25 protein-coding genes are annotated in these 25,029 nt (G+C 38.0%); 21 read left to right on the forward strand and 4 right to left on the reverse strand.

Features of this window, described 5'->3' with window-relative positions:
• Positions 1-29: 29 nt before the first annotated feature.
• The 15 genes from yajC to LKF16_RS12395 all read left to right on the forward strand — a co-directional run bounded on the left by yajC (position 30) and on the right by LKF16_RS12395 (position 15,452).
• Complete coding sequence (gene yajC / locus LKF16_RS12325; protein WP_291472749.1) at positions 30-518, forward strand: preprotein translocase subunit YajC; 489 nt, start codon at positions 30-32, stop codon at positions 516-518.
• Positions 519-717: 199 nt separating this feature from the next.
• Complete coding sequence (locus tag LKF16_RS12330; protein ID WP_291472342.1) at positions 718-1,218, forward strand: hypothetical protein; 501 nt, start codon at positions 718-720, stop codon at positions 1,216-1,218.
• 165 nt (positions 1,219-1,383) lie between these two features.
• A complete protein-coding gene (zwf, locus tag LKF16_RS12335; protein ID WP_291472340.1) occupies positions 1,384-2,823 on the forward strand; it encodes a glucose-6-phosphate dehydrogenase in 1,440 nt (479 codons plus the stop codon).
• Between the two features lie 14 nt (positions 2,824-2,837).
• A complete protein-coding gene (dinB, locus tag LKF16_RS12340; RefSeq protein WP_291472388.1) occupies positions 2,838-3,974 on the forward strand; it encodes a DNA polymerase IV in 1,137 nt (378 codons plus the stop codon).
• Positions 3,967-4,923 (forward strand): DHH family phosphoesterase, encoded by a 957-nt coding sequence (locus LKF16_RS12345; protein ID WP_291472338.1) that lies wholly within the window; start codon positions 3,967-3,969, stop codon positions 4,921-4,923. Before dinB ends, LKF16_RS12345 begins: the two co-directional genes overlap by 8 nt.
• The gene (locus LKF16_RS12350; RefSeq protein ID WP_291472337.1) at positions 4,924-6,270 is read left to right on the forward strand and encodes a DEAD/DEAH box helicase; all 1,347 of its coding nucleotides are present in this window, start codon (positions 4,924-4,926) and stop codon (positions 6,268-6,270) included.
• Positions 6,271-6,519: 249 nt separating this feature from the next.
• Entirely contained in the window at positions 6,520-9,168 is a 2,649-nt protein-coding gene (gene alaS, locus LKF16_RS12355) for an alanine--tRNA ligase (RefSeq protein ID WP_291472336.1), read from the forward strand.
• A gap of 63 nt (positions 9,169-9,231) precedes the next feature.
• Positions 9,232-9,489 carry an IreB family regulatory phosphoprotein gene (locus LKF16_RS12360; RefSeq protein WP_048703872.1) on the forward strand — a complete coding sequence of 86 codons (258 nt, stop codon included), beginning with the start codon at positions 9,232-9,234 and terminating at the stop codon, positions 9,487-9,489.
• Positions 9,489-9,923, forward strand: a complete 435-nt coding sequence (gene ruvX, locus LKF16_RS12365) for a Holliday junction resolvase RuvX (RefSeq protein ID WP_291472333.1) — start codon at positions 9,489-9,491, stop codon at positions 9,921-9,923. The genes LKF16_RS12360 and ruvX overlap by 1 nt, the downstream gene beginning before the upstream one ends.
• Before the next feature lie 9 nt (positions 9,924-9,932).
• The gene (locus tag LKF16_RS12370; RefSeq protein WP_291472332.1) at positions 9,933-10,241 is read left to right on the forward strand and encodes a DUF1292 domain-containing protein; all 309 of its coding nucleotides are present in this window, start codon (positions 9,933-9,935) and stop codon (positions 10,239-10,241) included.
• 142 nt (positions 10,242-10,383) lie between these two features.
• A complete protein-coding gene (locus LKF16_RS12375) occupies positions 10,384-10,926 on the forward strand; it encodes a CvpA family protein (protein ID WP_291472330.1) in 543 nt (180 codons plus the stop codon).
• A 109-nt stretch (positions 10,927-11,035) separates the two neighbouring features.
• Entirely contained in the window at positions 11,036-13,390 is a 2,355-nt protein-coding gene (locus LKF16_RS12380; protein WP_291472328.1) for an endonuclease MutS2, read from the forward strand.
• A 75-nt stretch (positions 13,391-13,465) separates the two neighbouring features.
• Entirely contained in the window at positions 13,466-13,777 is a 312-nt protein-coding gene (gene trxA / locus LKF16_RS12385) for a thioredoxin (protein ID WP_291472326.1), read from the forward strand.
• 117 nt (positions 13,778-13,894) lie between these two features.
• Positions 13,895-14,629, forward strand: coding sequence for a DeoR/GlpR family DNA-binding transcription regulator (locus tag LKF16_RS12390; RefSeq protein ID WP_291472386.1), 735 nt, complete (start codon positions 13,895-13,897; stop codon positions 14,627-14,629).
• A 13-nt stretch (positions 14,630-14,642) separates the two neighbouring features.
• The gene (locus LKF16_RS12395; RefSeq protein ID WP_291472325.1) at positions 14,643-15,452 is read left to right on the forward strand and encodes a Cof-type HAD-IIB family hydrolase; all 810 of its coding nucleotides are present in this window, start codon (positions 14,643-14,645) and stop codon (positions 15,450-15,452) included.
• A 139-nt stretch (positions 15,453-15,591) separates the two neighbouring features.
• Here the strand turns inward: LKF16_RS12395 and LKF16_RS12400 are convergent, their stop codons facing one another.
• Positions 15,592-16,074 carry a DUF2507 domain-containing protein gene (locus LKF16_RS12400; RefSeq protein WP_291472324.1) on the reverse strand — a complete coding sequence of 161 codons (483 nt, stop codon included), beginning with the start codon at positions 16,072-16,074 and terminating at the stop codon, positions 15,592-15,594.
• A 117-nt stretch (positions 16,075-16,191) separates the two neighbouring features.
• Here LKF16_RS12400 and murI point away from each other — a divergent pair, with 117 nt between their 5' ends.
• From murI to LKF16_RS12420, 4 genes are all read left to right on the forward strand, one after another.
• Positions 16,192-16,998, forward strand: coding sequence for a glutamate racemase (gene murI, locus LKF16_RS12405; RefSeq protein WP_291472323.1), 807 nt, complete (start codon positions 16,192-16,194; stop codon positions 16,996-16,998).
• 2 nt (positions 16,999-17,000) lie between these two features.
• Positions 17,001-17,600, forward strand: a complete 600-nt coding sequence (locus LKF16_RS12410) for an XTP/dITP diphosphatase (protein WP_291472322.1) — start codon at positions 17,001-17,003, stop codon at positions 17,598-17,600.
• 65 nt (positions 17,601-17,665) lie between these two features.
• Positions 17,666-18,073 carry a DUF948 domain-containing protein gene (locus tag LKF16_RS12415; RefSeq protein ID WP_291472320.1) on the forward strand — a complete coding sequence of 136 codons (408 nt, stop codon included), beginning with the start codon at positions 17,666-17,668 and terminating at the stop codon, positions 18,071-18,073.
• 2 nt (positions 18,074-18,075) lie between these two features.
• A complete protein-coding gene (locus tag LKF16_RS12420; RefSeq protein ID WP_291472318.1) occupies positions 18,076-18,390 on the forward strand; it encodes a hypothetical protein in 315 nt (104 codons plus the stop codon).
• 644 nt (positions 18,391-19,034) lie between these two features.
• Here LKF16_RS12420 and LKF16_RS12425 read toward each other — a convergent pair.
• Positions 19,035-20,135, reverse strand: a complete 1,101-nt coding sequence (locus LKF16_RS12425; RefSeq protein WP_291472317.1) for a M24 family metallopeptidase — start codon at positions 20,133-20,135, stop codon at positions 19,035-19,037.
• Between the two features lie 165 nt (positions 20,136-20,300).
• Between LKF16_RS12425 and ccpA the strand changes: the two genes are divergently transcribed.
• Complete coding sequence (ccpA, locus tag LKF16_RS12430; protein WP_291472316.1) at positions 20,301-21,302, forward strand: catabolite control protein A; 1,002 nt, start codon at positions 20,301-20,303, stop codon at positions 21,300-21,302.
• 42 nt (positions 21,303-21,344) lie between these two features.
• Entirely contained in the window at positions 21,345-21,803 is a 459-nt protein-coding gene (locus tag LKF16_RS12435) for a GNAT family N-acetyltransferase (protein WP_291472315.1), read from the forward strand.
• 13 nt (positions 21,804-21,816) lie between these two features.
• Here the strand turns inward: LKF16_RS12435 and LKF16_RS12440 are convergent, their stop codons facing one another.
• Positions 21,817-22,116 carry a hypothetical protein gene (locus LKF16_RS12440; protein WP_291472314.1) on the reverse strand — a complete coding sequence of 100 codons (300 nt, stop codon included), beginning with the start codon at positions 22,114-22,116 and terminating at the stop codon, positions 21,817-21,819.
• Between the two features lie 83 nt (positions 22,117-22,199).
• Positions 22,200-24,941 carry a transglycosylase domain-containing protein gene (locus tag LKF16_RS12445; RefSeq protein ID WP_291472312.1) on the reverse strand — a complete coding sequence of 914 codons (2,742 nt, stop codon included), beginning with the start codon at positions 24,939-24,941 and terminating at the stop codon, positions 22,200-22,202.
• Positions 24,942-25,029: the final 88 nt, after the last annotated feature.

Consider the following 25,029-nt stretch of genomic DNA (forward strand, 5'->3'; position numbering starts at 1 on the left):
CCTAGAATTATATTGAAAAAATACACGAGGTGGAAAATTTGAATATATTAACACTAGGCGCAGCTGCTAGCGGTGGCGTTGGACAATATGGAATGCTTATTTTCATCATTATTTTGTTTGTAGGTATGTATTTCATTTCTATTCGTCCACAAAGAAAGCAACAACAAAAACGTCAAGAGATGCTTAAAGAAATGTCAAAAGGCGACAAGGTTGTTACACTTGGTGGTATCAAAGGAACAATCGAATCAATCGACCGTGACAGTAAAGAAGTCGTTGTTGATTGTGATGGTATCTACTTAACATTTGACTTGAACTTTATTCGTCAAGCTAGTGCTGGAGATCATGTTAAAGACAGCACAGACAGAAATGCTAAAAAGGATGACAAGCCAGCTGAAGAAACTAAAGAAGCTGACAAGTCAGAAGACAAAGCATCAGACGATAAAGCTGAAGAATCAAAGGAAGAAGCACCCAAAGCAGAAGCAAAATCTGAAGACAAATCAGACGATACTGATAAATAATTATTAAACTATAAATCATGTTAATTGATTTATAGTTTTTTTTATTTTTTTTTGCAGAAAAATGACGTTAGATTTATTTTATATGATATTCTATTTATGGAGTATTTTTACATTTCAAATTGAATAGGGCATTCCCTTTGCAATCCAGCTATTGTGAGGTCATATTCAAAATGTGGGAAGGAAGAATGAAGGCAGTTTCTTGAAAAAAATACGATTTAACAAGCAATTTTACCGAAGTGCGGATTTCATTTTCGCGGTTTTCCTATTAGTTTTGGAAATTGCGATATATTCAAACAAGAATATTAATGTAGGGGATGTTCAATCAAGTATCTCAGATCCGATAACTTGGATCATCGTGGCATTTTTATTCTTATTGAAATCTATGTTTGGACACAATTATGTTCAAGAAGGCAAAGGGAAAGTCATCAGTCGCAGAAATTATTTTTTAACTTTAATTGCAATGTTGGCTTCGGAGCTGGTATTAGCAATTTTAGCGATCAGTAATGTCATCGATGCTAATTCAACTTTTCGACTATTTCTTGTCGTAGCTTTCTTTGGACTATTTTTCGGTAGTACCTATGCTCAGGAGTACATTGCATCGGCTAATTTAAAAAACAACAGTTTTTCCAAGTGGCTGATCCTGCTGATAATACTACTGTTGGGCATTCCTGTAGCTTTGTTTGCACTGTTTTTGAAATAAATTCAATTTTTTTCAAAGAAAACTTGCCTTACAGTATACTCGAAGGCTTAGTATTACCATTGATAGTTTGTTACAAAACGTCTAGTAAAGCTTTATTAAAGAAGTTTTATCAGTGATGTTGTAAAATTAACACGTATGATTCTCGGAAGAAGGAGTAATTAAAATATGGCAACTGAAAAATCAGCGGTATTTATTATTTTTGGAGGTTCAGGTGATTTAGCACACCGGAAACTTTATCCAGCCCTTTACAATCTATACAAAACTGGCGACTTGAAGGAACACTTTGCAGTTATCGGTACTGCCAGAAGACCATGGAGCGACGATTATTATCGTGGTACCGTAGTGGATTCATTAAAAGATATCGACGATGATGAAAAAGCAATGGAAGAATTTTCGAAACATTTCTTCTATCAATCACATGATGTAACTGACTCAGATCATTACATTGCCCTTAAAAAATTAGCCAGCAAATTGGATGATCAATTTCAAACTGGTCACAACCGTGTTTATTACATGGCTATTGCACCTAGATTTTTTGGAACAGTTGCCGAACATATCAATTCAGAAGGCTTAAAGACAGACGGCTTTAACCGACTAGTTATTGAAAAGCCATTCGGCCGTTCATTCGACAGTGCATGCGAATTAAATTCTTCCTTGACTAAGACTTTCTCTGAATCAGAAATTTATCGTATGGACCATTATTTGGGTAAATTCATGGTTCAACAACTTACGAGAATTAGATTAAAAAATCGTACTTTTGAAAAGTCTTTGAATAACAAGTACGTCTCAAATGTCCAAGTAACGCTTGCCGAATCATTAGGCGTTGAAGACCGTGGCGGCTACTATGAAACTGCTGGTGTACTTCGTGATATGGTTCAAAATCACATTATGCAGATCATTGGTGCTGTGGCAATGGATGAACCTGCCAAGTTAGATTCAGAATCGATCCATGAGGTAAAACGCGACGTCTTTGCTAGCTTAAAAGATCTCAAACCAGAAGAAGTTGATAAAAACTTTGTTCGCGGTCAATATGGTGAAGATGATACAGGGTCATTGAAAGCCTATCGTGATGAGGATAATGTTGATCCTAAATCTAATATTGAAACCTTTGTTGCCGGCAAAATGATGTTAGACAATGACCGTTGGAGTGGCGTGCCATTCTACGTTCGTTCAGGTAAGAGAATGCCTGCTAAGTCATCTCGAATCGACATTGTCTATAACGATGCTGTTAAAGAATTAGGCATCAATCCTAATACAACCGTTACTTTCTTGATCGAACCTGAAAATGGTAACTCAATTTTAGTAAATGGTGTTGATTATCAAGAGGGTAACCAAGACTTTTTGAAATTCCCAGAGGATCCTAAGTACTTCTCACAAGAAAGAGAAGCTTATGAGAATTTGATGATCGATATTCTTGACGGTAACAAGATTCACTTTACACTTTGGGATGAATTACAAAATGCTTGGAAATATGTTGATGTCATTCGTCAACAATGGGATAATGAAACTCCTGATTTTCCAAATTATATGAGTAATACAATGGGCCCAGACGCAGCTTCGGAATTGCTTGAAAAAGATGGCAACTCTTGGATCTGGGACGATTAAATTGGTGGTGTTAAATCATCGGATTTTTAAAAATTCCAATCATAGTTGAAGAAAACCGAAAAATCATCCATGTCGACATGGATGCTTTTTTTGCGTCTTGCGAAGAAAGGGAACATCCCCAATATAAGAAGAAATGTTTGATCGTAGCACCTGATCCGAGAAAAAATAATCACCACGGAGTAGTTACGACAGCCAATTACAATGCTAGAAAATACGGTGCACACTCAGCCATGCCGGCACAGCAGGCGATTGAGTTGATCCCGAAGGAAAAGCTAGTGATCGTGCCTCCTAACTTCGAGTTATATAAAAAGACTTCCAATTATATCCATAATATTTTTGGCGAAGTAACGGACACTTATCAATCAGTTGCTTTAGATGAGGCGTATCTGGACGTGACTGAAAATAAATTAGATGAACCTAATGTCATTAAGGTCGCTAATTATATTCAACAACGGATCGTCAAAGAAACTCGCCTAACTTGTTCAGTGGGGATATCTTATAATAAATTTTTGGCGAAAATGGCTTCGGATTATCGTAAACCTTTTGGCAGGACGATCATCTTAGGTGCATATGCTGAAGACTTTTTAAAACCAATTCCAATTGAAAAATTCAACGGTATTGGGAAAACTACTCAGCAAAAGTTACACGATATGAATATTTTTACCGGCGAAGATCTACAAAATTTGGACCAGGATACTTTTATCGACACCTTTGGTAAAATGGGGTATGTAATGTATCGTAGAGTTCATGGTATTGACGACTCGCCAGTCGAGAGCAAAAGAGTGCGTAAGTCAGTTGGTCGAGAACGAACTTACAATCGTAATATCGTTTATAGTGCCGACGTTCATCAAGAATTACAGAAACTGGCAAAGATGGTCAGTAGCGATTTGCGTAAGCAACGCCAACATGGAAAGACGGTTGTGTTAAAATTACGTGATTCGGATTTTGAAACTGTCACGAAACGGATGACTTTTCAAGATTACGTGCAAAGTGAAGAGCAGCTTTATCAAATTGCCAGTGAGATCTACGATAAACTAGGTATCAAGAACAAGAAGATCCGCCTGCTCGGGATCACCGTTACTAATCTAGACCCACTTTCATATGAAGAAGTCAGATTAAATCTATTTTCAAGTGAGGACACTAATGAATAATTTTTCAGAAATTATCGACAGTATTAAGAAATATAATAAGATCATCGTTTTACGTCATACTAATCCGGATCCAGATGCTTTGGGTTCTCAAAAGGGCTTGGCTAATGCAATCACTGAAGCTTTTCCTGATAAAGAAGTATTGATCGGTGGAAATGACGCCCAAGGCTTGAAGTGGCTTTCGACTATGGATGAAGTGAAGGATTCAGATTTTGAAGGTTCCCTAGTGATCGTGACTGACACTGCTAATACTGAACGAATCGACGACGACAGATACAACTCAGGAGACTTCTTGATCAAGATCGACCATCATCCTAATGACGATGCTTACGGCGATCAACTATTTGTTAATACTGATGCAAGTTCCTCATCAGAAATTATTGCTGATTTGATTGAAAGCAGCAACGAACTCAAGCTTTCAAAAACTGTTGCTTATTATTTGTATGCTGGTATAGTTGGTGACACTGGTCGTTTTCTTTATCCAGCTACAACTCAACATACAATGAATATTGCTGGTGAATTCATCGCATTGGGTATCGATTCAGCTGGCATCAACCAACATATGAATGAGATCACATTGCCACAGGCTAAATTGCAAGGTGCACTTTTTGACAGATTAAAGATCGATGAATCTGGTGCAGCTGTGGCTGTGATCGATACAGACTTGATTAACAAATTAGGTTTGACTAGAGAACAAGCTAATTCAGTGGTTTCAACTCCCGGACGTCTTAAAGAGGTTCATTCATGGCTTGAAGCTGTTGAAAAAGAAGACGGAACATTTAGAATGCACTTGAGATCTCAAGGTCCTACTATCAATGGACTAGCAAAAGAGCATAATGGTGGTGGACATCCACTAGCCAGTGGGGCTGATGCTAAAGATCTAGCTGAAGTTGAACAAATGTTTCAAGAACTGATCGAGATCGTAAATAACTATTATAAGAAAGGTGAATAGATGACTAAATTTTCACAATACAACTTCAATGACGCCATCAATAAGTCATTGAAAGAAATTAATTTTGACGAACCAACCGAAGTACAAGAGGCTGTCATTCCATTGGTCAACAAGAAAAAGGATGTCATCGTTCAGTCAATGACTGGATCAGGTAAGACCCATGCTTTCTTATTGCCAATTTTGAACTCAATTACAAAAGAGCCTACCGTTCAGGCTTTGATTGCAACTCCAAGTCGTGAGCTAGCTTATCAGATCTATGAAGATACCCAGGCAATCTTGAAAAATTTTGGTGAGGACTACAATGCTTTTATCTTTGTTGGAGGAACTGACAAGCAACGTCAGCAAAGAAAGCTGCAAGCACATCAACCGCAAATTGCCATCGGAACTCCTGGTAGATTATGGGACTTGATCAAAGAAAATGACCTTCATGTTGAAAACGTGGAACGCTTTATCGTCGATGAAGCCGATATGACACTCGATATGGGATTTTTAGACGACGTTACTAATATTGCTGCCAAGATGCCTGAACAACACGAAACAGCGGTATTTTCAGCTACGATCCCACAAAAGCTAGAACCATTCTTGCAAAAATATTTGACTGGTCCTAAGAAGGTTGAGATCAAGAACAGTCACGTCATTTCTAAGAATGTTGATAATTGGCTAATGTTCACGCATGGTCGTGATAAAAAGCAAATGATCTACAACTTGATGACTATTGGTGAACCTTACATGGTCTTGGTATTTGCTAACACTAAAAAGACTGTTGATGAAATTTATGACTATCTCAAGCATCAAGGTTTGAAGGTCGCTAGACTTCATGGTGGATTGACTCCACGTGAACGTAAACGTGTCATGAAGCAAATTGAGAATCTCGAATATCAATATGTTGTAGCAACTGATCTGGCCGCTCGTGGTATCGATATCAAGGGTGTGTCACATGTGATCAATGCTGAGATCCCAGAAGACCTCGAATTTTTCATTCATCGTGTTGGACGGACTGGACGTAATGGGATGTCAGGTATTGCCATTACGCTTTATGATCCAGGCGAGGAAAACAAGATCAGCGAGATCGAAAAACTTGGAATCAAATTCCATCCTAAAGAAATCAAGAATGGCGATATCGTTGATGGTTACGAACGTGATCGTCGGATCAAACGTCATGCTACCAATGAGAAACTTGATACAAAGCTAGTTGGTTTTGTTAAGAAGCAAAAGGTCAAGAGAAAGCCAGGCTACAAGAAGAAAATCAAATCTGCAATTTCGACTGAAAAGCGTCAACAAAGAAAGATCAAGAACCGTCAAGAACAACGTGATCTTAGAAAAGCACGTCGAAATAAATCCAAATAAGGCCTAAGTATAAATATTGACAAATAGGCGTTTTATCTTTAAAATTTCTACTGGATATAATAAATAGATATAGTCTCAAAGAGAAGGCCACCTGGTGAGAAAGCCTAGATTTTGACTATTTATTGCTGCCAGTTAATAACTGAAAATATATAATTTGTTGAGAGGCTAACGATAATCGTTGCAAACAAGGTGGTACCGCGCATGGGCGTCCTTGATTTTTGCAGCGATTTTTCGTTTTAAAGGAGAACAATGAAAAATTTATCAAGTTCCGAAATCAGACAGATGTTTTTAGACTTTTTCCAAACAAAAGGCCACATGATCGAGCCTAGTGCTTCATTAGTCCCAGTCGACGACCCAACGCTTTTGTGGATCAATTCTGGTGTTGCCACATTGAAGAAGTACTTTGATGGTTCTGTCGTGCCGAAGAATCCTCGAATCACAAATGCTCAAAAGTGTATCAGAACCAACGATATTGAAAATGTTGGTAAAACTGCTCGTCACCAAACATTCTTTGAAATGTTAGGTAACTTCTCAGTTGGTGATTATTTCAAGAAAGAAGTTATTCCTTGGGCATTCGAATTTTTAACAAGTCCTGACTGGCTTGATATGGATCCAGAAAAGTTGTACATCACAACCTATCCAAAGGATACTGAAACTCAAAAATTGTGGGCAGAAGTAGGCATTGACCCTTCACATATTGAGAAAGTGGAAGATAACTTCTGGGATATCGGTGAAGGCCCTTGTGGTCCTGATTCAGAGATTTTCTATGACCGTGGACAATCATTCAATAACTTGGCAGAAGATGACCCCGAGAACTATCCAGGCGGCGAAAATGAACGCTATTTGGAAGTTTGGAACATCGTGTTCTCTGAGTTGAACCATTTGCCTTCCGGTAAATATGTCGAACAACCTCATAAAAACATTGATACGGGTATGGGACTAGAAAGATTAGTTTCGATCATGCAAGGAACGAAAACTAATTTTGAAACTGACTTGTTCATGCCGATCATCAAACAAGTTGAAACTTTAAGCGATGGCAAGAAATACGACGATAACGATGCTGACGATATTTCATTTAAGATCATTGCTGACCATGCAAGAACAGTTTCATTCGCTGTTGGCGATGGTGCATTGCCATCAAATGAAGGCCGTGGATACGTTATCCGTCGTTTGATCAGACGTGCGGTCTTAAATGGTAAAAAGTTAGGCATTGATGGACCATTCTTGTACAAACTAGTTCCAACAGTTGGTAAGATCATGGAAAGTTACTATCCAGAAGTTAGCCAACAACAAGAGTTCATTTCCAAAACTATCGAAGTCGAAGAAAAACGTTTTTCAGAAACTTTGAATGATGGATTGAAATTGCTTAATGGTGTAATCGATAGTCTCAAGGCTAAGAATGAAAAAGTCATTGATGGCGAGAATGCCTTCAAGCTTTTCGATACTTATGGATTCCCATTAGAAATGACTGTTGAATATGCTCATGACGAGGGTATGTCAGTTGATGAAGATGGTTTCAAAGAAAACATGGAACTTCAAAGAGAACGTGCACGTCAAGCCCGTGGAGATCTTCAATCAATGGGTATGCAAGATGAGACTTTGATGGAGATCAAAACTCCTAGTGAGTTCGTTGGATATGACAACAATGAAATCAAAGCCACATTGAAGGACATCATTGTTAATGATGAAATCGTTGATTCAGTTAACATGACAACTGGTAAGGCACAATTGATTTTTGACAAGACGCCTTTTTATGCAGAAATGGGTGGCCAGGTCGCTGATATTGGTAATATTTATGACGAAAACAACAACCAAGTTGCTGAAGTCTTAGATGTTCAACATGCACCAAATGGCCAAAACATCCACTTAGTAAATGTCATTTCAGAATTAGACGTTAACAAAGAATATACCTTGAAGATCAACGTTGATTTCCGTGAAAAAGTTCGCCACAATCACACAGCAACTCACTTGTTGGATCAAGCTTTACGTGAAGTCGTTGGACCAAGAACTCATCAAGCAGGTTCATTAGTTGAACCAGGATATCTTCGTTTTGATTTCAACAGTAATGAAGGATTAAACGACCAACAAATCAGCCAATTGGAAAAAATCGTTAACGAAAAGATCTGGGCAGCTATTCCTGTTAAGACAGAAGTCTTGCCAATTGAAGAAGCTAAGAAGAAAAAAGGCGCCGTTGCCATGTTTAGCGAAAAATACGGCGACATTGTCCGTGTTGTTGAAGTAGATGATTACTCGATTGAATTCTGTGGTGGTACTCACGTTAGAAACACTTCAGAAATTGGTTTGTTTAAGATCACTTCTGAATCAGCAGTTGGTTCAGGTATCAGAAGAATCGATGCCGTAACTGGCGAAGAAGCCTTTGAGTACTTGAACGACCAACTAAACGTCCTGAAAGAAACTGCAACAAATATGAAAGTTAACCAACTAAAAGATGTTCCTGCACGTGCAGAACAATTAGTTGATGAAGCTAAGAAATTAAAACGCGACAATCAAAACTTGAAGGTTCAACTTACTAGTCAAAAATCTGCCGAAGTGTTTGACCAAGTCGAAGATATCAATGGCGTAAAGGTCATTGCCAACGTTATTTCTGCTGACGATATGTCGACTCTTAGACAATTGGCTGATAAGTGGAAGAGCGAAAACAAGTCTGATGTCTTGATTTTAGGCGCTGGTTCCGGAGATAAAGCTAATTTAGTAGTTTCCGTTAACAAAGCCGCACAAGACAAGGGCCTCAAAGCTGGAGATTTGATCAAACAAATTGCTAAAGAGATCCAAGGTGGCGGCGGTGGCCGTCCAGATATGGCTCAAGCAGGTGGTAAGGACCCTAAAGGTTTAACAAAAGCGTTACAATTAGCTAAAGATATTATTAAAAATAATTAAAGTGTTCTATAATAGAACTTAATAACTAACAGTCACTTAATTATATTAAATGGAGGTTTTGCCATGAGTTCACTTGATAAAACAATGAGTTTTGATTTTAATGAAAATAAAGGCAAAGACGTCAAAGAAACCTTACAAAGTGTCTATCAATCTTTGGAAGAAAAAGGCTACAATCCAATTAACCAAATTGTTGGATATTTGCTTTCTGGTGACCCCGCATACATTCCTCGTCACAATGACGCCAGAAACTTGATCTTAAAACATGAACGAGATGAGATAATCGAAGAATTAGTTAAGAGTTATCTCAACCAGAATAAGTAATGCGCCTATTAGGTTTAGATGTAGGCTCTAGAACTGTTGGAGTGGCTGCTAGCGATCTTTTAGGTTGGACTGCTCAAGGAGTTGAAATAATCCGCATCAATGAAGATGAGGGTGATTTTGGCTTGGATAGATTGGGCGAGATAATCAAGGAAAAGCAAGTCACAGGCGTTGTGATCGGTTTACCCAAGAACATGAATAATAGTGAGGGTCCTAGAGCCGAGAAGTCTCGTGAATATGGCAAGATGGTCACTGAAAGATTTTCGCTTCCAGTTGATATGATTGACGAACGGTTGACGACCGTTCAAGCAGAACGAATGTTAGTAGATGAGGCAAACGTCTCAAGACATAAACGTAAAAAGGTTATCGACAAAATAGCTGCTGAGATGATTCTCCAAAATTATCTCGATGCTAAAGGTAAACTTACGCAGAAATAGGTGAAATTTATGAGTGAAAAATCTGGATCAAATAAAGATTTAGACGAAGTTATCTTAAGCGACGACAAAGGCAACCAAGAGACATATAAGATTTTATTCACGTTTGAATCTGATGACTATGGTAAATCTTACGTGTTCTTATATCCTAAGAACGATGAGGACTCCGATGAGATCGAAGTTCAAGCATTCTCATTTACTCCTGACGAAAACGGAGACGTTGACGCTGGTGAGCTTAATCCAATTGAAGATGCTGAAGAATGGGACATGGTTCAAGAAGTGCTTAATACATTCACAAATGACGATGAACAAGATATCTAATTAAATTACGAACTGTGAATCAGCTTTTGAATTCATGGTTCGTAATTTGTTGTTTAAATACGTTTTTAAATATCAAATATTTTGTTTTTTCAATGTTGTGCTAAAATTAAGCAATACAATGAACTAATTTTAAGGGGATAAAATGCTGAGTCTGTTAATTGTTTTATTGTTAATTTACGGTTTTTATATGGGCGCACGACGTGGCCTAGCAATGCAAGCCTTTTATACGATTGGCTATGCTGTTTTCTTTGCTTTGGCATTGTTGACCTTTCGTTTTCTCGGTCCCAAATTTGAAATGATTGTTCCATATCCATCTGCTAATTTAGGAAGCGAATTTGCTTTCTTCTCAACCAAGGTGGGCATGGAATTAGATAATGCTTTTTATCGTGCCTTTGCATTCATTTTTGTTTGCTTCATCGGTTGGATCATTATGAGATTTGCCGGTCTATATTTTAAACGATTGACCTATGTTCCAATGTCAAATGACGTTAACTTATTAAGCGGTGGAATTTTAGGATTTATCGTTACTTATATGACAATATTTATGATTCTCATGATCATGGCAATGATTCCAGTTTCTGGAATTCAACATGCATTATCGCATTCATTCGTAGCATCTGCGATGATCGAAGCATCGCCAATTGTTTCTAAGTGGCTTCCTTCACTGTGGATCGCAAGCGCATAATTAAATAGATACAAGACAGGTTAATTCTGAGTTAAAACGTTAAACACCGATTTATCGTTTGAAACGGGGAATTAGCCTTTTTTAAACAAGAATTAAACGGAGAAATTATATGAATAATAAAGCATTGAATGTTTTAGAATTCGGTAAGATCAAAGATGAGATCGCCAAATATTTGATCACATCGCGTGGTAAAACATTACTGAAAAAATTGATGCCGATGTCAGTCGAATCTATTGTTCATCGACTCATCGACCAAACTAAAGATGGGATGGATATTGTTCGTCTGCGTGGCGAAATACCTGTCCGTAAATTAGACGATTTGCATGATCAAGCTAATCGTCTGAAAAAAGATGGAAATTTAAATGGAACTGAATTAGCCGCAATTGGCCAAGTTTTAAAAAATACTGCTGAGTTAAAGGCTTTTTTTGCTGACCTGCATGATGACGAGATTCCTTTACGCGAATTATTTAACTTGAGTGGAGACTTGATCGATAATCCAACTTTGACTCATCGGATCGACAAATCGATCGATGATTCTGGTCGCTTGCTCGATACTGCTTCTGACGACTTGCAATACATCCGTAACCAGATCAATCGTTATAATGAGCAGATCCGTCATTCCATGGAGCAATATACTCGTGGAAAGAATACCAAGTATTTGACCGAAGCTATCGTCACATTGCGTGATGATCGATTCGTTGTACCGGTTAAAACTGAATATCGTGCCAAATTTGGTGGAGTAGTCCATGACCAAAGTGCCAGTGGCCAAACTTTGTATATTGAGCCTCAAGCAGTTGTCGGCCTAAACAATCAATTGCACGATGCACAGACATCTGAAAAGTTAGAAGAAATTCGAATTTTAGGAGAACTATCTGATTTAGTTCGCCCAGAAATTGATGACATCGTGGCCAATAATGAAGTTTTAGCTCAATTTGATTTGATCAACGCTAAAGCTAAGTATGCCAATCAGATCAAGGCGACTGAACCCTTGATTTCGCGTGACAACATCGTTGATTTAAAGGAAGCTAAGCATCCCTTGATCAATCCTGATAAAGTGGTTGCCAATGATATTAAAATTGGCGATGACTATCGGACGATGCTGATCACAGGTCCTAATACTGGTGGTAAAACTATCACTATGAAAACTTTAGGATTGATTCAGATCATGGCTCAGTCAGGGTTGTTCATTCCGGCTCATGAAGAAAGTCAGGTTGCTGTTTTTGACGAAGTGTTTGTTGATATCGGTGATGAACAATCAATCGAGCAAAACTTGAGTACCTTCTCGTCTCACATGGATAACATCATCAACATCATGAAACATGTAACTGAGCGTAGTTTAGTCTTGATCGATGAATTGGGTGCCGGAACTGATCCTCAAGAAGGTGCCGCTATTGCGATTGCAATTCTTGAGAAGTTATCGGAATCTAATCCTGAGATCATGGCAACAACTCACTACCCAGAATTAAAGATTTATGCCTACAACACCGATAATACTATCAACGCCAGTATGGAATTTGACGACAAGTCGTTAAAACCAACTTATCGTCTTTTAATTGGAATTCCCGGTGCAAGTAATGCGATGAATATTGCCGCTCGTTTGGGGATGGATCGTTCAGTGATTGAACGTGGTAATTCGTTGATGAGTGGCGAAAGCCAAGATCTGAATAACATGATCAATGACTTGGAGAAACGTCGTAAAGAATTTGAGCAAAACAATGAGAAATTGGAAGCTCAACTTGCTAAGAATAAAAAATTAGAAGAGCAGTATGAAACTGAACGAACAACTTTAGAGAATTCTAAAGATAGCGAGATCCAGGCAGCTAAGGTTCGTGCTAATCAAATAGTTTCAAGTACCAAGAAGAAATCCGAAAAGATCATTGATCGACTCAAAGATCTTGAACGAAAAGGCTATGCAGTTAAACCTGATCAAATTATCTCAGCAAGAACAGATTTGAAGAACTTGCATCAAGAAGACATGAAGAAAAAGAATCGTGTCCTCAGACGCAATCAGCGTCGTCAAGAATTAAAAGTTGGCGATAATGTTAAAGCCATCCCTTATGGACAATTTGGTACCATCATTCGTAAAGATCAAAATAACAAGTATGAAGTTCAACTTGGTATTTTGAAAATGAAATTTGATGCCGCTGATTTAGAGAAGACGCAACAACAACCTGAAGAGACCGATACCAAGAAAACTATGGTCAGACGTACGAAGAGTTCATCTCTTTCTAGCAAGCTAGATTTGCGTGGAGAGAGATACGAAGAAGCAATGGCAGATTTGGATACGTATATCGATGAAGCCTTGCTGGCTGGCTATAATCAAGTAACAATTGTGCATGGATTCGGTACTGGGGTAATTAGAAATGGTGTTACAAAGTACTTGCAAAGCAATCCGAGAGTCAAATCCTTTGGATATGCGCCAGCAAGCTCAGGTGGCTCAGGTGCTACAATAGTTGACTTATAATCTCGATACAAAATAGTGTTTTAAAAATAACAAAAGTGATAATATCTTTATTGAAAGTTAAAAGGAGTGAACACAATGGTCGATGAAGTTACAGATACAACTTATGCTGATGAAACTAAAGACGGTGTTGTGCTTACTGATTTTTGGGCTACATGGTGTGGTCCTTGTCGTATGCAATCACCTGTTATTGAGGAATTATCAGAGGAAAATGATGCTGTTAAATTTATGAAGATGGATGTCGATGCTAATCCAAAGACACCTCAATCATATGGAATTATGGCAATCCCAACACTCGTTATCACAAAAGATGGCAAGGTTGTCGACAAGCTTACAGGATTCCACAGCAAAGCCCAATTGGCAAAGATCCTTGATGGATATACAGATTAATATTAAATACGCTGACTGTTAGCTGTCAGCGTATTTTTTTAGCAATATTACTTATAAATGCTTATATACACTTATAAAAACGCAAAAATATGTTACACTTACTCTGAGGTAAAGATGATGTATCAACAACAACGATTAGAACAAATTATGGATTTACTACAGACCAATGAAGTAATTACCACCGATAAGTTGGTTCAAGAGTTTAACGTATCTCGTGATACAGTACGTAGAGACTTTTCAATTTTATCTGAACAGGGAAAAGTTCAGCGAATTCATGGTGGAATCATGCGGTTAGAAGAGAATGAACAAATGTATTCCTTCAACAGCCGATTGAATCAATTTGACAAGGCAAAAACACATATTGCCGAAATCGCGGAGAAAATGCTAGTACCAGGAAAAACTTATTTTTTTGATGTATCGACCACGGTTTTAAAACTGTCGCAGATTACGGACCAACAACTGACGGTTTATACACACTCATTGGATAATTCGATAATGCTTAGCGATAATCCTAAAGTAGATTTACACACATTGGGTGGTCATTTTTCTAGTAAAAATCGTTATTTCTACTCACTTCAAGAATCATCGTTATTAAATGATATTAGTTTTGATATAGCATTTTTTGGTGCCGCTGGATTAAAAAATGGAACTGTTAGTTTCGAAGATGAAGAAGACACTTATGTAAAAAAACAAGCTATCAAGCATGCCAAGAAAAAGGTTTTGTTAGCTGAAACCGAAAAATTTTCAAAGCAAGCAACTTATAATTTGGCAGATCTATCAGAGTTTGATTTGTTGATTACTGATAAAAAGCCCAAAGAAGAAAATTTAGAAAACATCGAAATTACATACTGAGAGGACAATAATTATGGACATCAAATTAGTGTTAAGCGATATTGACGGAACGATTTTGGATGACAATAATTTTGTTGATAGCAATCTGCAAACCGAACTAAGAGTCTTGAAACAAAAGAATATCCCATTTGTTTTAAGTTCTGCACGTTCACCAGAGGGAATGCTGCCAATTGCGAAAAAACTGGATATCGTGGATAATCCGATTGCTAGCTACAATGGAGCGTACATAATTAAAGACATTGATCTGGAATACCCCACGATTATTAGTAGCCACGCCTTGCCGCAAAATGAGATTCAAAATATTTTTGAAATCATCAATCAGGATTTCCCAACAGTTTCAATTAACTTGTATTCTAAATCCCAGTGGTACGTTAATCAGACAGATCATTGGACGGATGAGGAAGCTGATATTACCAATATTGAGCCAATGGTTACTGATTTGAATAGGTTCATTTTAGATAAGCCAGTTCACAAATTGTTGTTGATTGATGAACCAGATGTTATTAGTGATTTGATGAAGCAACTTCAAAATGCAAAATTTTTGCGTAGCACGTTTATATTATCCAAACCTAACTATCTTGAAATCACTGATAAGGGTGCTTCTAAAAGCGAAGCATTGAAAGAACTAGCGGAGTATTATCATTTGCCGATCGAGGATACAATGGCTTTAGGGGACAATTTTAACGATGTGCCCATGTTTGAAACAGCTGGATTAGGTGTAGCTATGGAAAATGCTCCAGACGAAGTGAAGGGCATGGCTGATGAAGTAACATCCAGCAATAATGACAATGGAGTATCAGAAGCTTTGAAAAAATATCTTTAGACAAAAAAAGACGAAAACCGAAGTTTTCGTCTTTTATCATGCAAAAATGTTCTGATCAATTAGAAATAATACATTAAAATCCCACTAAGATCTCTCGTCATTTTTGTCAGAAAGCGTTTTTTGTTGTATATTATAGTTTCTAGTTTCGTTCAATTTGAATCAAAATATTGACGAATTTATTCTTCAAATCAAGCGTAAAACTACCCATACATGCAGCACCTAGGGTATTTTGGACAGTTTCGCTAATGAATCCTGATTCCAATGAAAATTCGGGATCGTCATTATTTAAATTAAAACGTTGGATTACTTCTGGTCCAGATAAAACGTATTTGTAGCTTGCTTTAGTTTGACTAGCAATTTCAAGTTCGCCAAATCCGGCATTTTTGAAGACATTTGGTAAATCATTCATGTCTTGAATTGCCAAGCGACGGCTCAAATCTTTTCCTGCCCAGTAAAGAAGTTCAGGAGTATCCTTATCTAACAAATCAGGCAATACGAAATCTCGTAGTACCGATACGGCAAAGTATTTTTCCATTAAGTCGTTTTGAGTCGCACTGGTTTCTTCAGTTTCGACACTCTCGTCAAGATTTTCGTTATCATTGTTCTTGTTTTGTTTGGCCATTATTTCTACTCCTTTTGCTTAAAAATATTATATCATTAGGTAAATACCTTTTTAAGTGAATAACCAACTATCGAAAAATAAAATCGTTTAATAATCAAAATTTAGTGGGGTGTTGTTATGAGTGACAAAAGACCTATTGGGTTATTAGATTCTGGGGTTGGCGGATTGACCGTCGTTGAAGAGGTTATTAAGAAGCTTCCTAGTGAAGACATTGTGTTTATTGGTGATGAGGCTCATATGCCTTACGGCGTCAGACCAGCATCAGAGATCATCAAATATACTCGTGAAATGGTCGAGTTTCTGATTTCCCAGAATGTTAAAGCAATCATTTATGCCTGTAACACTGCAACTGCTCGTGCGTTGCCAACGTTACAAAAAGAATTTGATATCCCCATGTTTGGCGTTATCAAATCTGGTGCTCAAAGCGCTGTTAAAGACACTAAGACCAAAGAAATTGGCGTCATTGCGACTGAATCTACGGTTAACTCAAATAGTTATCCAGAGACGATTCAAGCTACTGACAACAAAGTTCAGGTTAGATCGATTGCAGCTCAGCATTTTGTGAAGATCGTCGAAGCAAATGCCGGCGATACGCAAAAAGCAAAAGATGATATTGCTCAAACACTGAAACCCTTTAAAAATACTAATATCGATACGTTGATACTAGGATGCACACATTTTCCAATGCTTGAAAAACAAATTCAAGCATTTGTTGGCGACAAAGTTAAGTTAGTCGATCCCGGAATCGAAACGACAAACGTTGCCAAGCAATTTTTACATGACCACAATTTAGAAAACGCAGATTCAAAAAAAGGCGAGGTTGAACTTAATACCACCGCTAATTTGGATAGTTTTAAATTACTAGCTAAGGATTGGCTCGGTTCAGATATTACCGACATAAATTTAGTTAATATAGGAGACTGATCATGCAAGAGATAATTATTGCTACAAAGAACCCAAATAAAGCTAAAGAGTTCCAAAGAATTTTTGATCCAGAAAATTTTGTGATCAAGACTTTATTAGATTTTCCCGACTTTCCAGAGATCAAGGAAACGGGATCAACGTTTGAAGAAAACGCCACTATCAAGGCACATGCAGTCATGAATCAATTCCATCTGCCAACAATTGCTGACGATTCTGGATTATCTGTCGATGCCTTATTCGGGCAACCAGGGGTCAGATCAGCCAGATATGCCGGTGACCACAATGATGCTGCTAACAATGCTAAGTTGTTATCTGAGATTGGTGGGACCCCTGAAGAAAAACGGACTGCCAAATTTGTAACAGTTCTAGTTTTTGCCAATCCTAAGAATCCTAAAGATTTGGTGGTTGAGGGTGAAGTTAATGGCCTCATTGCCAGTTTCCCTAAGGGCGACGATGGATTTGGATACGATCCATTGTTCTATGTACCTTCAGAAGGTAAGACGATGTCAGAAATGACTTTGGATGAAAAAAATAAAATCAGTCATCGCGGAAACGCAATCAGAAAATTAGAATCAAAATGGCAAGATTGGATTGTATTGTAAACGTTGCCGTAAATTTACAATAATGCTAATATTGACTTGCTAGTAAATTTTGAGGAGGAGTTATTATGACTGGTGGACAAATTGCAGGACTTATTGCTGCTATAGCTTTTGTTATCTTGGTGATCTTCTTAGCAGTAGCTTTAGTTCAAACTGCTAAACTATTGAAAAAGTTACAAGATACAATTAAGGAAACAACAACAATGTTGAATGTTATCACTAAGAACACCGACAGAATCCTTGACCAAAGTGGCCAATTAGTTGATAAGACTAATACATTAATGGACGACGTTAATAGTAAATCAAGTAAGTTAAACCCATTGTTCGATACTGTTGAAAACCTTGGTAATAAAGCTGCTGATGCTACTTCAGACAAGCCAAAAGACGGATTTGGATTTTCAAGTCTTTTGAATCTTGCTAATGCAGCAACAATTGTTAAGGGTGCTTCAAAGATTTTTCCTAGAAAGAAGAATTAGCCATGAAAAAAAGACGATTTGCAGTAGGCTTAATATTAGGTAGTGTTGCTGGCTACTTAGCATCACGTTATCTAGTAAGTGAAAATGGCCAAAAGGCACTTGAGAATATCAAAACTATCCGAGGAGATTTTAACAACGGTGGTTTTGGTCTAGCTGATAAGGATCAACTTAAGAATGATTTTAACGATAAGACAGAATCACTTAAGAATTCATTATTAGACAAGGCAGACGACCTTAAAGACGATGAAGAAACAACCAACATCGTGTTCGACGAAAGCGATATTAATAAGACAGGCAAAAAGGCTCATATCAAATAGATATGAACCTTTTTTATTTGGATTCAAATAGGCGCGGAGTTGAAACGCGCAAAAACAAAAAGAGGCAGGACGTATAAGCCTGCCAGACACTCTGGGGCCAAACGGCATCCCATGAGAACCTTTTACTGGTAGTCTGCGAACGCAGTGCAAGGAGGACCGACTCCGTATTGGCTTATCTTATGCTTGTCTTCATACTAGTCATTTTTTACGCTTTGATTTGAAACGCGCAAAAACAAAAAGAGGCAGGACATATAAGCCTGCCAGACACTCTGGGGCCAAACGGGCCCCGCCGTATCTTGCATTCTTATACTCTTGCCTCTAACCTTTTGTTTTTACGCTCTAATCTGAAACGCGATAAAAATGCCATGAAGACGGGCACATAAGACAATCCAACACTCCATCGGTCTTACGGCATCCAATGAGTACCTTTTATCGGTGGTCTGCGAACGCAGTGCAAGGTGGACCCCGTATTGGCTTATCTTATGCTTGTCTTTAAACCAGTCATTTTTTACGATTTGAGTTGAAACGCGCAAAAACAAAAAGAGGCAGGACGTATAAGTCTGCCCAACACTCCATCGGTCTTACGGACCGACTCCGTATTGGTCAAACTTATACTCTTGCCGCTAACCTTTTGTTTTTACGCTCTAATCAATATATTTCAGTTCCTTTGATGTATGCGTGAATGGTTCGTTTCCGTCTTCTGTTAAGTAGACGCAGTCTTCGATTCTTACTCCGGCTTCGTTTGGAATATAGATTCCTGGTTCAATTGAGAAGCACATTCCTGGTTTTAATACCATGTCGTTTCCTTCCATGATTGAAGGGAATTCGTGTTCTGAGGTTCCCATACCATGGCCAAGTCTGTGGATGAAGTATTCTCCGTAACCAGCTTTATCAATGATGTCTCTAGCCACTTTGTCTAATTCTGCAGCGGTGATACCTGGTTTTGCAGCATCCATGGCAGCGTATTGAGCTTCAAGATCAACTTTGTAAATATCCAATGCTTTGTCATTTGGCTTTCCAAAGGCTACAGTTCTTGATGCATCGCTGATATAGCCATTATGGACTGTTCCAAGATCAAAGAGAATTAGTTCGTTTTTCTTCAAAAGATTTTTTTCAGGACCACCATGAGGATTTGCGGCATTTGCACCGGCTTGCACGATGGTGTCAAAACTCATATGCATAACACCTTTTTTCATCATGGCGTATTCGATTTCAGCAACTACGTCTTGTTCTGTTCTGCCTTCCTTAATGGCATCAAATGCTACTGAAAATGCGTAGTCGGCTTCTTTACCAGCTGCTTTAAGGTTCTCAATTTCTTCAGGAGTTTTGATCAGACGAGCATTTTCCATGTAACGAGAAAGATTTCCAGGAAATTCAGCGTTAGGGAAGTGTTTTTTGACGATTTCAAACTTTTGAACTGTCAAATTATCTTTTTCAGTTGCCCATTTAATTGGGTTGTTTTCCACTTGTTTAATGTGATCGGCTAGCATTCCCCAGCCATCTTCATTGTCCAAGTATCCAAAGACATCTAGATCCCATCCAGCTTTTTTCACAGAATTAACTTCCAAAGCAGGTGCGAAAATAAATGGGTCTTTGTCAGGAAATACGATCAAAGCCAAAATTCTCTCTACCGGATCACTGTAAAATCCTGTAAAATAGTTAATATCCGTCGGGTCGGAAATATAAGCGATATCATAATTGTTGTCGCTCAAATATTTTTGTAAATCTAATAATTGTGTCTTCATGACAATCTCCTTAGGTATATTTATCAAAAGTATAACACTGAAAATTGTTTCCTTTTTGAAAAAATATGAAAACAAGTCAGATTAGCCTGGTAAACGCTTGCAAATTACGTTATAGTTTGATAAATTAAATATGACTAAATGGAAAAATGAAAGAGTGTAATATTTATGGAAAAAAAAGCGGTAACTATATACGACGTGGCTGAAGCGGCCAATGTATCTATGGCCACCATTTCTCGTGTCGTAAATGGAAATGCTAACGTCAAAGAGGAAACTAGAAAGAGAGTTCTAGAAGTTATAGACCGCCTCAATTATCGACCTAACGCAGTTGCTCGTGGCTTAGCCAGCAAAAAGAGCACGACAATCGGGGTTATCTTGCCAGATATTACTGACTTGTATTTTGCATCATTGGCCAAGGGGATCGATGATGTTGCTTCAATGTACAAATACAATATTATCTTGACTAGTTTACAAGAATCAATTCGAGACGAGGAACAAATTTTAAATAATTTGCTCTCCAAACAAGTTGATGGTCTGATTTACATGGGCAAGCAACTATCAAAGAAAGTTAAACGTACTTTGAGCAGTTCAAAGACACCAATCGTGCTTGCTGGTTCAGTTGATCGTAACAATGAAACAGCTAGTGTTAACATTGATTTCACTGACGCTGTTTACAACGTTGTTAGTCAACTCATCCAAAACGGCCACAAGAAAGTTGCCTTTGTTGGCGGAAGTTTGGAAGACCCAATCGATGGTAAGTATCGTTTGGATGGCTATAAGAAAGCTTTGAAGAAAGCTCATATCAACTTTTCATCAAACCTTGTGTTTGAAGCTGAATACTCAGTCCGTGCTGGAGAAGCAATCTGGGATGCGGTTAAGAACAGCGGTGCTACAGCAGCGTATGTAACCGAGGACTTGTTAGCCGCTGGAATATTGAATTCAGCAATGAAATCTGGTTGCAAAGTTCCAGAGGACTTTGAGATTTTCACAAGTAACAACACAGTATTGTGTGAAGTTACTCGTCCAAAACTTAGTTCAGTTGAGGAACCATTGTATGATATCGGCGCTGTTGCTATGCGTCTGTTAACCAAGATGATGAACCAAGAACAAATCGATGAAAATACTATCAAGTTACCATACAGTATTGTTAAACGTGAATCTACTAAGTAAAACCTCCATTTTGGAGGTTTTTTTATTTGTGAGGAATTGACTATGAGAATCATGCAAGTACCTGTTGCGCAACGAAACAACTATCGACAATTACTAATTTTAGGAGACGAAGATCCGAGGATGTTGGATAAGTATATCGACAAGGGGAAAATGTTTGTCGCCAAAGACCAGACAGTCACCATTGGAGTTTTAATAATTGTTCCGGTATCGGTTGAAATCCTTGAGATCAAAAACATTGCAGTTAAAGAAAAATTTCAATCTAGGGGCGTCGGCAGTTTTTTAATATCATATGTCGAAAAGAAATTTGCCAATAAGTATAAATCGATTCAGGTTGGAACGGGGGATGCTGATTTATCAAATATTAGGTTTTATTTGAAAAATGGCTATCGATTCAGTGCTATTAGGGAAAAATTTTTTGAACAGTATGATCAACCGATTTTTGCAAATGGGATTCAGTTACAGGATATGGTAGTTTTATCCAAAAATTTACAAAAAAAATGACCGATCAGTTTGATCAGTCATTAGTTTGATGTTTACGTTTAATTAATTCCCATAAGATAACCACGACATAACCAAATGCGACTAATGTAAGGCCACCAGTTACAACGGCGTTTAATTCATAGGGTAGGTTGAAAAAATACGTCAGCATGGAATATATCGTATTTAATAAGACAACTGAAGCCAGCGTCATTGATTTATCCCACATTTTAAGATGATGTTTGTATTTATACACTGAGATAGCCACGATAAAGGCAATCAAAATGAAGGCAACGATGTATAAAGATGTCTGTAAGAAAATAGGGCTAAAGTACATAAAATTTCTCCTTTGGTAAGTAACTTAGTCATTCTATCATAATGATGAATGTAAGCAAAAAGGCATCCGTTTGGATGCCTTTTTTATTCGCCGCCAATTCCGCCGACAGCACTGCCTGCACCAGCACCGGCGCCACCTGTGATGCCTCCGGTAGAACCACCGGTTTCACCAGTTGACCCACCAGAACCAGATGTCGAACCAGTTGAAGTCCCAAATGAAGAACCTGATCCAGAACCGCTACCTGATCCAGTACCAGTTTCACTAGTACCATTACTTGTTGTCGTATTGTTTGAAGTTCTCGAACCAGATGTAGTTGTAGTTCCAGTTGTAGTTGTTACTTCAGAAGAATCAGAATCATTGGCGCTGTTACTGAATCCTGAAGTTCTTCCGCTACCGTTTTCAGATGCAATCTCATCAGCTGACTTAGAACTATCTCCAAGTTGTTTTACTACTCCGTATCCATTGTCACGGCCGAAGTAATTACCCCAGAAGAGGCGATAATTCTTAGCTGAGGCTCCGATTGCAAAACCGTCATATGACATATTCTTAGGGCTGCCCTTGTAGTACAGCGATGAAGTAGTGTGTTGATTTACTCTAGTGCTTATTCCGTTATAGTCAATTGAACCGGTATTAGTACCAGTCTCTTTATCAACTTTATAAGATTGAACACCATCAGGTCGACTGAATTTCTTATGGACGTTCATGACTCCAGGATTGTCTTCATAAACGGCATTTGCCATCCGCGACCATAATTCTTGGTTGATATCAGTTGAATTACTTGCCAAGTTGTAATTATTCCCGTACAAGTTATCGTATCCGATCCAAGAAGCAAGGGTAACTCCATCTGTACTACCGATGAACCAATTATCACGGTAATCATTGGATGTACCAGTTTTACCAAAGAGGTTCTTAGTACTGAATTGAGATTCATATGATAGGGCAGAAGCAGTACCTTTAGTAACAACTCCGTGCATCATGTTTTGCATGATATAAGATGTTTGTTTTGAGAAGACACGTTTCTTGGTATGCTTGTGACCATAAATAACTTTGCCAGTTGGGTCAGTGATCTTATCAACCACATAAGGATTGACGTGAACACCCTTATTGGCAAAAGTTGAAAAAGCACTAGCTTGTTGTAGCACTGTCACACCTTTATCAGTACCACCAAGGGTAATACCAAGTTGTTTATATTCGTTGTCGGTTAGATTAATCCCCATCTTAGACATGTATTGTTTAGAACTAATACCTTGCTGTCTTAGATAGTTGTATAAGTTAACGGATGGAATATTATATGATTCTTCAAGTGTTTCACGAGCAGAAACAAATCGGTTTTGAATTGTCTCGCCATAATCAGTTGGTGCATAACTCTTAAACTTAGTCTTAAAATCGGCTAGCATGGATTGTGAACCAATCGCACCATTTTCAATAGCTGGAGCAAATGTGATCAGTGGCTTGATTGATGAACCAGGAGATCTATTAGTGTCAAATGCGTGATTTAATTGAGATTTCTTAAAGTTAACGCCCCCAACAAAGGCAAGCACTTGACCAGTCTTGTTATCAAGTAAGACTGAACCATTTTGGACTGGCTCAGATACCTTGATGCTCTTACCAGTATTTTGGTCGATGGCACTATCAGTATGAGTAGTACCTAGATTGTCTTGGAATTGTTGAGCTTGTTCATTAAGATCTTGGTAAAGTTTCTTATTGATCGTACTGTCAACACGATAATTCTTGTCGTGCAATTCAGTATCAGCTTGAGTCCAATACTTCTCGTATAAACTCTTATCCTTGACTAAGTCTTTGTATGCAATGCCATCAGATTTAGCCATTCGCTTGATCAAAATGGTTCTAGTTTGTTCTGTTAACAAGTTATAAACGTAACCGTATTTGATCTTATGATCAGTTGCCTTAGCAGGTTTTAAGAAATCGCTCTTTAAATCAAAATTCTTAGCTTCATTATATTCAGATTCAGTGATCTTCTTATCACGATACATTCTGAATAAAACAATGTTCTTACGTTTGAGGCCTAAACTAATATCGTCTTTGACCTTACCGTGATTATCAAACGGGGTATAGATCGAAGGACTTTGGGGAAGACCAGCAATAAAGGCTGATTCTGCCAAGTTAAGATCTGCAGCATTTTTACCAAAGATTCCCTTAGCTGCAGCTTGAACACCTTGGATATTCTGTCCCTTATTATTTCGACCCAGAGTAGCGGCGTTTAAGTAGTCTTCCAGGATCTCGTCTTTAGTAAAGTATTTATCGACCCGCATTGCTAAAAAGATTTCGACCGCTTTACGCTTCCAAGTTGTTTCTGAAGATAATAGCTGCATTTTGACTGTCTGTTGAGTTAGAGTCGATCCACCAGTTTGGGTACCGATTCCAGTCACATCAGATAGGACCGCTCTTAGAAGTGATTTAGGTTCAACACCTGAATGTTTGTAAAAATCACTATCCTCAGTTGCTACAACAGCCTTTTTGAGGTAAGGAGACATCTCTGAAAGTTTGATGCTCTTACCAGTAAGGGTCTTTTGTAGATTTTCTACTTTTTTATCGTTTGCGAAATAAAGAGAAGTTGAATTGTTAACATCCTTTAACTGTGCTCTCATTTCATGCTTAGTAGGAACGGCAACTTGATTGGTCAAAGCTGAAACGTAACCAAAACCTAAACCAATCGCCAAACTAAGCATGACGAAAAGACCAGCTATAATGTATAAAACAATTCGACGAATAACTTCGATCGTTAAGTTAGCCTTGGTTGCAAAATCAGACCAACTCTTGATTCCCTTTATCCCGTCAACAATACTATTCCATAAATTTTTCAAGTTAGATAAACCCCTTTAAAAAGATACATGGCTTAATTATATAATAAATATGTATTATACGCTCAAAAACAAAAAAGTTCCGTGAATT

Origin of the sequence: Companilactobacillus sp. (assembly GCF_022484265.1) — a bacterium.
Classification (GTDB): domain Bacteria; phylum Bacillota; class Bacilli; order Lactobacillales; family Lactobacillaceae; genus Companilactobacillus.

Coding starts and splice junctions, on each gene's coding strand:
- murI (WP_291472323.1), top strand. CDS start 16,192: ATGAGTGACAAAAGACCTATTGGGTTATTAGATTCTGGGGTTGGCGGA.
- alaS (WP_291472336.1), top strand. CDS start 6,520: ATGAAAAATTTATCAAGTTCCGAAATCAGACAGATGTTTTTAGACTTT.
- LKF16_RS12345 (WP_291472338.1), top strand. CDS start 3,967: ATGAATAATTTTTCAGAAATTATCGACAGTATTAAGAAATATAATAAG.
- LKF16_RS12390 (WP_291472386.1), top strand. CDS start 13,895: ATGTATCAACAACAACGATTAGAACAAATTATGGATTTACTACAGACC.
- zwf (WP_291472340.1), top strand. CDS start 1,384: ATGGCAACTGAAAAATCAGCGGTATTTATTATTTTTGGAGGTTCAGGT.
- LKF16_RS12415 (WP_291472320.1), top strand. CDS start 17,666: ATGACTGGTGGACAAATTGCAGGACTTATTGCTGCTATAGCTTTTGTT.
- LKF16_RS12350 (WP_291472337.1), top strand. CDS start 4,924: ATGACTAAATTTTCACAATACAACTTCAATGACGCCATCAATAAGTCA.
- LKF16_RS12410 (WP_291472322.1), top strand. CDS start 17,001: ATGCAAGAGATAATTATTGCTACAAAGAACCCAAATAAAGCTAAAGAG.
- LKF16_RS12435 (WP_291472315.1), top strand. CDS start 21,345: ATGAGAATCATGCAAGTACCTGTTGCGCAACGAAACAACTATCGACAA.
- LKF16_RS12360 (WP_048703872.1), top strand. CDS start 9,232: ATGAGTTCACTTGATAAAACAATGAGTTTTGATTTTAATGAAAATAAA.
- LKF16_RS12425 (WP_291472317.1), bottom strand. CDS start 20,135: ATGAAGACACAATTATTAGATTTACAAAAATATTTGAGCGACAACAAT.
- LKF16_RS12440 (WP_291472314.1), bottom strand. CDS start 22,116: ATGTACTTTAGCCCTATTTTCTTACAGACATCTTTATACATCGTTGCC.
- ruvX (WP_291472333.1), top strand. CDS start 9,489: ATGCGCCTATTAGGTTTAGATGTAGGCTCTAGAACTGTTGGAGTGGCT.
- LKF16_RS12400 (WP_291472324.1), bottom strand. CDS start 16,074: ATGGCCAAACAAAACAAGAACAATGATAACGAAAATCTTGACGAGAGT.
- LKF16_RS12380 (WP_291472328.1), top strand. CDS start 11,036: ATGAATAATAAAGCATTGAATGTTTTAGAATTCGGTAAGATCAAAGAT.
- LKF16_RS12420 (WP_291472318.1), top strand. CDS start 18,076: ATGAAAAAAAGACGATTTGCAGTAGGCTTAATATTAGGTAGTGTTGCT.
- trxA (WP_291472326.1), top strand. CDS start 13,466: ATGGTCGATGAAGTTACAGATACAACTTATGCTGATGAAACTAAAGAC.
- ccpA (WP_291472316.1), top strand. CDS start 20,301: ATGGAAAAAAAAGCGGTAACTATATACGACGTGGCTGAAGCGGCCAAT.
- LKF16_RS12375 (WP_291472330.1), top strand. CDS start 10,384: ATGCTGAGTCTGTTAATTGTTTTATTGTTAATTTACGGTTTTTATATG.
- LKF16_RS12370 (WP_291472332.1), top strand. CDS start 9,933: ATGAGTGAAAAATCTGGATCAAATAAAGATTTAGACGAAGTTATCTTA.
- LKF16_RS12395 (WP_291472325.1), top strand. CDS start 14,643: ATGGACATCAAATTAGTGTTAAGCGATATTGACGGAACGATTTTGGAT.